This is a genomic window from Amycolatopsis coloradensis (assembly GCF_001953865.1).
GTDB classification, from domain to species: domain Bacteria; phylum Actinomycetota; class Actinomycetes; order Mycobacteriales; family Pseudonocardiaceae; genus Amycolatopsis; species Amycolatopsis coloradensis.
The window spans coordinates 233,434-240,704 of the sequence record NZ_MQUQ01000009.1; the positions used below are offsets into that span (position 1 = coordinate 233,434).

At 65.9% G+C, this 7,271-nt stretch carries 10 protein-coding genes; 6 read left to right on the top strand and 4 right to left on the bottom strand.

From position 1 onward, the window contains the following. Positions 1 to 156 precede the first annotated feature (156 nt). The 4 genes from BS329_RS43900 to BS329_RS18100 form a co-directional block, all read right to left on the bottom strand. Positions 157 to 369, bottom strand: coding sequence for a hypothetical protein (locus BS329_RS43900; protein ID WP_076162269.1), 213 nt, complete (start codon positions 367 to 369; stop codon positions 157 to 159). An 88-nt stretch (positions 370 to 457) separates the two neighbouring features. After that, entirely contained in the window at positions 458 to 2,050 is a 1,593-nt protein-coding gene (locus BS329_RS18095; RefSeq protein WP_076162271.1) for a hypothetical protein, read from the bottom strand. 1 nt (position 2,051) lies between these two features. Continuing rightward, positions 2,052 to 2,240 (bottom strand): hypothetical protein, encoded by a 189-nt coding sequence (locus BS329_RS41910; protein WP_208619228.1) that lies wholly within the window; start codon positions 2,238 to 2,240, stop codon positions 2,052 to 2,054. Positions 2,241 to 2,723: 483 nt separating this feature from the next. Next, complete coding sequence (locus tag BS329_RS18100) at positions 2,724 to 3,560, bottom strand: helix-turn-helix domain-containing protein (protein WP_143253099.1); 837 nt, start codon at positions 3,558 to 3,560, stop codon at positions 2,724 to 2,726. Between the two features lie 260 nt (positions 3,561 to 3,820). Between BS329_RS18100 and BS329_RS18105 the strand changes: the two genes are divergently transcribed. The 6 genes from BS329_RS18105 to BS329_RS45530 all read left to right on the top strand — a co-directional run. After that, on the top strand, positions 3,821 to 4,150 hold the full coding sequence (locus BS329_RS18105) for a hypothetical protein (protein ID WP_076162275.1): 330 nt from the start codon (positions 3,821 to 3,823) through the stop codon (positions 4,148 to 4,150). A gap of 546 nt (positions 4,151 to 4,696) precedes the next feature. Then, positions 4,697 to 4,870: a DUF6262 family protein gene (locus BS329_RS43420; RefSeq protein WP_158075807.1), complete on the top strand. Its 174-nt coding sequence runs from the start codon at positions 4,697 to 4,699 to the stop codon at positions 4,868 to 4,870. A gap of 538 nt (positions 4,871 to 5,408) precedes the next feature. After that, positions 5,409 to 5,708, top strand: a complete 300-nt coding sequence (locus BS329_RS42655; protein ID WP_143253100.1) for a hypothetical protein — start codon at positions 5,409 to 5,411, stop codon at positions 5,706 to 5,708. Between the two features lie 164 nt (positions 5,709 to 5,872). Beyond that, complete coding sequence (locus tag BS329_RS18115) at positions 5,873 to 6,289, top strand: hypothetical protein (RefSeq protein WP_076162277.1); 417 nt, start codon at positions 5,873 to 5,875, stop codon at positions 6,287 to 6,289. Next, positions 6,286 to 7,017, top strand: a complete 732-nt coding sequence (locus BS329_RS18120; RefSeq protein WP_076162279.1) for a TIGR02391 family protein — start codon at positions 6,286 to 6,288, stop codon at positions 7,015 to 7,017. The genes BS329_RS18115 and BS329_RS18120 overlap by 4 nt, the downstream gene beginning before the upstream one ends. 98 nt (positions 7,018 to 7,115) lie before the next feature. Then, the coding region (locus tag BS329_RS45530; protein ID WP_143253101.1) for a transposase at positions 7,116 to 7,271 on the top strand (156 nt) is incomplete at its 3' end.

Genomic DNA, 7,271 nt, shown 5'->3' on the forward strand with positions numbered 1-7,271 from the left:
GCTGTGTCACGTACTTGAGCACTGGTCCGCTGCCACCCACCAGCGTTGCCGCGACGGGGTTCGCTACAAGCGCGACACTCGACAACGTAGTGATCACGGCCACAGCAGCGTCGTGGCCTGACACCGAAGCTGCCTTTCCCGATTCGTTGCGCTTCGTCATGGTCGCTCCCGCTCGGATCCGGCTGGCGGCCACGGTGGTGCCGACAGCGGGTTGAGCATGTCCAGATCGGTTGTGAACTCCCGGCCGTCGTCGGTTTCGAAGTCGACATCGTCTGATGTCCGGATGGCTGTCAGGGTGCCGTGGGTGCCGCCTGCCAAGCCGAGTTCGGGTTCGTCGTAGATGAATACGACAGGGTCTCCAGCGCGCATGCGCTCATCTTGCCGTGCCGCAGGTTCGCGAATCGAGGTCAAAACGAGCAGCAGCGGGCCAGAGGCATCGGATGGAGGCGATGCGTGTTCAGGTGGTTTTGCGGATGAGGCCGGTGTAGGCGGCGATGGTGAGCGTGGCCAGGGCCCAGAGGAGGGCTTGAAGTGCCCAGAGCAAGTAGGTAAAAGCCTGGCCCCACCGGGTGCCGGTGTCGAGGTCACAGCGGGCGCGCAAGCCAGTGGCGCCGACAGGCAGGCCACGGTCGATGCCGAGGCCGATAAGTTCGGCAGTGGAGCACGCGACACCGGGCGCCGCGGCGGGTGTGGCAGCTGGTTGGACCCGCTCGGCGGCGCGGTGCTCAGGCCGGGTGGTGATCTGTCCTGCGGTGTAGCCGGTGGCCCCGGCGAGCACAAGGACGATGAACAGGGCGGTGACCAGGCGATGGGCACGGTAGCCGTAGCGGCCCAGCCAGCCCCACAGCCGGTGCCGGCCGCGCGCGACGGGACCGCCGAGGGCAGCGGGAGCGCGGCGACGCAGGTCGTTTTGCTGGGTGATGAGGATCGTGCGGGCGTTGTTGTCGTGCCCGGCCGCACGTTCCACGGCGGCGAGTTGCTGGTACGGCTGAGGCAGGTACTCACGGGTGTGGTGGACCAGCAAATGCAGCCACTCCCGCCAGGTGACTTCCCGGAGTTGGTTGAATATCAGCCCTCGTACGACCAACTGGCGTACGCCCTCAGGGCAATCTCGGTCGCCATGGTCCTGGCTGGAGTGCGGGCACACCAGTGAGGCGGGAAAGAATAGCGTCCCGTGCACCTGGGTCTGCGTCAGTGACACCATCGGGCCCTCCTCCCTGGCCATCTGTGTTCGGTTCAGATCAACGTCACCCCTTATTTGGGCGGCGGGTAATCGCAGAACTGCAAGTTCGCCAACGCCAGTGACGTGCGCATCGCGCAGAACCAAGCCTGCGTCGATGTGGATGCTATCGGCGTGCAGAGCAGGGCCGGAGGTGTTAACGATGGTGGAGCGATCGAGATTGAGTTGCCCGCCGATGCGCGCTCCGGTTAGCCGCAGAGCTCCGGATTCACTAGCGCCGGTAATGTGCGCATCGCGCACGAAGAAGTGGCGGTCGGTGTGTACGCCATCGGCGTAGACGGCCGGGCCGGTCGTGTTGACGATAGTGGAGCGATCAAGGTTGACGCCGCCGCCGATGTGCGCGTCGACTAGCCGCAGAGCTCCGAATTCGCTGGCGCCGGTGATGCGCGCGCCGTACAGAGACAGGTCACTGTCGATGTGGAGGCCAGCGGCGGACAGGACAGAAAGCACGCTGCCGGACAGGCGTAAGTGCTTGAAATGCGCGTGTTGACACGTGATGCCATCCGGCAGTGCGCAGTCTGCCAGCACCAGGTTGGTGACCGCGGTGACATAGTCGAGGTCCAGGAGACCAACCACCCGCACACCCGCAACGAACACCCCGCGCGGATCCAGTTCACCGCGGCGTCCCATAAGCAGTTCGCGAATCAGTTCCGCCCGCACCCGGAGTTCTGGATCCTTAGTGCTGGTGAGCTGGTCGGTCGTCAGCTTGGTCTCGGGTTTCGTCCAGACACCTCGGCGGGCGCCGTCGATGATCGCTTCTTCGAGAGGGCTGAGCCCCTCCAGGACCGGGGGCAGTTGCGAGTCGCTCACCTCACCACTGTGGATGACGGCGAGGTTTGGTCAATAGCCCCACGACGTCCGGATCGAAGTCCAGCAGTGCCAGTGTGTCGCGCTCATTCCAGGACGCGTAGCCGACCAGCGTGCCCGTCGTCGCTGTCCGCCACCGGCCCGACAGATGCCGCTGTCCCTCATACGACGGGAATCCCGTACCGGACGGCACACCTCGAACGGCACCGACCAGGCCGCGATCAACGGAAGCCGCTGCTCACCGCCCGCGCGGGAACACAACCTCGAACGCGAGGTACTCCACGTCTGCGCGTCTCTGAACCTGGAGCGGCGCGGCGGAGCGCCGTTCGAGCGCGAGCGCGCCGGCCTTCGTTGCCTCAAGCCAGTAGATGACAGGCCTGGGGTAATGACAGCGGTGACGTGGGCAGACGAACGCGCTGCCACGGAGACATCGAGCTGTTGCGCTACGTCCGCAATGGCAACAGTCCACGGATTGCCTCCCTGGTCGCCGAAGCGGCGCAAGCGAGAACCGAGATCGCGGCGAAGCCCTCTCCGCCACTCGGTACGTGCAAGAGCCCACCGCACGGCACCATTCACGACCGGGTGGTCGTTCAGAACTCTTGCCCTGTTACACCGCTATCGCGCGGCGGTTCTCGCGGGCGGCGGGCAGTGTCTGTTGCGCCTCGCGCAGAGGCGCTCACCGGACCTCGACCCCCTCGGCGGCCAGCCCGTCGCACACGGGCAAGCCCATTCCGCCCCGATTTGCGGGCTCGACGTAGATCTCGGATAACCACCCCGTTCGCCCGTCCGGCATCGCCGTCCGGTACCAGATGTCCGATTCGACCGCGTCGGGGTTCTGCCGGGCGCCGGACTGGGTCAGGTCGAAGTTGTGCATCAGCGTGCCCCGCGCGTAGCAGCGCACGGCGAGCACCGCCCCGCTCCAGAACTCGGTGCCGTCGATCTTGCAGCCGTACGCGCCGCACCGCGCGATGGTCCGCTTCGAGAGGTACGCCGACGTCGAATCCTCCACGAGCCCGCGCGGGCCCAACGCGATCTTGTTCTGCACTGTCAGCACGGCGGGTGCGGCGGGCGGGGTGCCGTCGCCGAAAGGCCCGTCACTGAACACCAGGACAACCAGTGCCACGACGGCGCAAACAGCCGCGAGCCCGATGAGGGAACGGCGAATCCGTTTCTTCGGCCGGGGTGGGGTGTCCGCGAGCTCCCGCACAGGTGTTGTGGTCTCGGCAGGTTTGTCTACCCGGCGTTCTTTGAGCTCCTCGCGCACCGCCTCCCACCTGGGCAGCCAGGGGTCCGGGTCTTCCCCGCAGGCGCTGACGTAGGCCGACACCGTCTCCCAGGTGGGCAGGTGATCACCGCCGGAGGCCTCGGACAGCGCAGTCCTCGACTTGCCGGACCGCCGCGCCATCTGCAGAAACTTGGGGCTACCCGCGTCCTCCCGCAGCTTCCGGAGATCGAGTGCGAACTGCTGCAACGCGCCCACCGCTGGATCAATCGGGCGCTCCGGACGGGGCACGCTGCCTCCTGGGCCATCTGCTTGACCGTCGCCGGCCGCCATAGACCGTCGCCGACACTCCGGGCGGTGTTACACCGGTACCAAAGGACCCGGCGGATCACATCCGAACGGAGTAGGTCGGGGATCCGCCGCAGAACACCCCCGCAGAGAGAGGATTTCAATCGATGAAAATCATGGTCGCGTCATGCGTGATGCTCGCGGCGCTCCTGGGAACAGGTGTCGCAAGCGCGGAAGCCACCCCCGCTGTATCGGGTGGCGCAATGACGGAACAAGCGTCCTGCACCTTCGGGGCGCCGGTGCACGAGCAGCGCTGGCAGGCCGTCGACGCCGTCGGCGGCGTCTACTGGCGGAACTCCCCGCACTGGAACGACACCGACCGGATCCCCGGGTGCGGTTTCTACCAGGGCGACTACATCCACCTCATCTGCTACGACTACGGCGACGCGGTCGGCCCGCACGGGAACAGGCTCTGGTATCGCGCGCAGGACGAGAAGAACAACTCGATCGGCTTCATCAACGACCACTACCTCAACACGCCCGGGACCGCGCAGAATCCCACACTCAACGCCCCGGACTGCTGGGGGCCGTGATCAGGTGATGCCCCGCCTCGCGCTATTCGCCCGAGTAGCGTGAGGCGGGGTCAGCCCGCGTAGGGCAGGCTCGCAGGGTGCACCCGTTCGCCTTGCTTGCCGAAGGGGACGAGGGCTTCGACGGGCGGGCCGGGATCACCGAGCCACGCGGGACACGGGTGGCGAACTCGGCTGCCTCGCCCGAGGTGAGGCGGGTCGTGCAGACCGATGACCAGGCACAGGCAGCCGCTAAGGAGCCTGTGTTCCGAACACCCTCCCGACTCTGAGGCGCCCCAGACCCGACCACCCGGCACGCAAACGCTGGCTCGCGCAGGGAAGCGGGGCGTCAACGAGGCACACGACGGTCACCGGTCGGGCTGTCACCGCTCCCGAAAACAAGCCCCGGCCCCTGGTCCCGAAAACTACCCCCGCTCTCCCGAAGACGAGGTCCAGACACCGAAGGGATCGGCTGGACAGGGCACCCCACCTGCCATCATCCGAGGAGTGAGTCTGCGGCGATCGTCGGCCAGCTCGGCGACGACAACGGCCACACCGATATAGGGATCGGTGGCGATTCGGCTGGCGGCGATCCAACGCGCTGTCGCCGCCCTGCGCCGCATGGACAAGTCCGGGCTGCCGATCAACTTTGACGCCGTCGCCAGGCAGGCACGGGTGTCACGATCTTGGCTTTACAATCAGCCGGATCTGCGTGTCGAGATCGAACGGCTCCGCACCCGGTAAAGTCCAGCCTCGCCGACCCGGCCGGTTCCCGACCGGCAACGAGCCTCCGACGCTTCGCTGTTGCGCCGCCTGCAGTCCGCCACCGAGCGGGGCCGGCACCTGGACGCGGAGAACAAACAACTCCGTGAAGCGCTCGCCTTGGCCCTCGGCGAGCGCAGGGTGGCCGACGTTCGTGGCAGTACCCGCGACACGCCCAGAAGGAAATCCTCAGCGATCAACGGACCCTGCTGACGGCCGTGTCCGCGCGGAGATCACTGAACGTGGCGGCGCCCGTAGATGCTCGGGGATCCTGATGGCGTGACCGACACACCTGCGCCTGAGGATCCGATCTCGCACGTTCCGCCAGACTTCTTCACGCCTGACGACGGCAAGAAATGGGCAGAGAAGCACTGGTTGAACGTGCCTGGCCCCTTCTACACAGGCCAGACCGACAACTGTTGGACCGGCCGGCTCCGCACCACGCCACGTCCTCTACGGCGGCGAGTACTACAACGAGTTCGTCTACCGCCAGCCCAAGACCCGGACAGAGGTCGAGTGCGTGCTGTCTGCCGCCGAGGACGACCCCTTCGACGGCTACGCCTGCGACGCTGACTCGCGGTGGACACCGGACGCCGTCCGCGCCTGGTGGGACGAGCGAGGCCAGGTCGAGGAGCATGTCACGGCGCTGCTCGGCGAGTGGACCGCCGCACCGGATTCTTATGAGCTTGAGGCCGCCGAAGGTGCACGCGAGTTCCTCGCGTACCTGGCGGGTGACCTCAGGACCGACCTTCGGGCCTATGTCTTCCGCCTGGAACAAGGCCGCTACTCAGACTCTGGCGACTTGCTCCCAGATCTCTGAACCAGAGCTGGTGATCAGGCGCTTGCCCTGCCCTTGGGAACGTCGAGCTGATATGCCAGCGCACGACACGCCGAGCAAGAAACACTGCAGTGATCATCGGATCCACTTGACGGTCGTCATCGACAATGTCCTCATGGCATCGATACTGGTCAACAGCATGATCAATGCGTCAGCTCAAGATAACGAGCGGCTGCCCGCGACATTCGCCTACGGCGGCATCGAGGTCGCCGAACCACTGGCGCCGCCGCACCGATGCGCTCGTCCCGCCCGGCACCGAGACCGACACGTTCAGCGCCTCCCGAGTCTTCGCCGTCGTCTACCCCGAGACCGTCACCCTCGCCGAGGTCATCGGGTCGCTCCGCTGGCGGCGCCTGGCCGCGGGCGGAACCGACGGGCAAACCCTGTTCGCCGCCGAGATCGGCCGCCGCCTCGGCGACCCCGACTATCGGCCCCTGGCCGTGCAGGACCCGATCGCGCACTGGATGGAACAGGACTGCTGGCGGCCCCCGAGCCCGCCCAACACCACCTACCGGGCGTGCTTCAGGAAGAAGTGCGTCGCGCCGCGTAACGTGCCGCCATGACGATGAGCATGTCTGGCCCAGTGCCAACTAATCAGATCCGCGAGCTGGCGACTCCTGAGTTGGCCTTGCAACTACTCAATAGTTTGGTCTCGAGTGGCACTGTCAACGCCAACAACATGATGCGCGGAGCCGAGCATGCCTTTGAGTTCAATCACGAACCGGATCGCGACGACTTGCTCGACCGATTGTCCGATGCGTGGGCCTGGCTGGAATCCCACGGCCTGATCGGTCCGCATGGCAGGAACACGACGTCTTCCTGGCAGCGGGTGACTAGGGTGGGCCGCGAGCTTGTCAAGGATAAGGCCGCGCTGACCACACTGTGGGCCGACGAACGGCTGGCAGGTGCGCTGGACCCACAACTGGAGGCCAAGGTGCGCCCGATCTTCAATCTGGGCGACTACGAGACCGCCTGCTTCGCAGCGATGAAAGCTGTTGAGGTGGAAGTGCGCCGTGTCTCCGGCTTGGACAGCACGATCATCGGTGTCGATCTGATGCGCAAAGCTTTCAAGCCGGAGGGTGGGCCGCTGGCAGACGCTCAAGCGCACCCGGGTGAACAACTGGCGATCATGAACCTGTTTGCCGGCTCGATCGGCGCCTTCAAGAACCCCTCAAGCCACCGCACCGTGCACTTCGATGATGCAACCGAGGCAGCCGAAGTCGTACAGACGGCAGACCTGCTGCTTCGGCTGCTGCGCCGCGCCGAACGACGATTGCAATCGAAGCCTTGAACCGGCAACAAGACCGAATACCCCGATTGTTCCCGGGCTACCGGGGCTTAGGGCGTGTCCTGCGGATCTTTTTCATGATCGTGTGCAGATGATGGATCATGGTTGGTCGTGGTGAGTTGACGGATAAGGCCTGGTCGGTGATCGCGCCGTTGCTGCCCGCGGAGTCGGGGCAGCGGGGTGGTCGGTGGCGTAACCATCGGCAGGTGATCAACGCGATTCTGTGGCATGAGCGGACGGGTTCGCCGTGGCGTGAT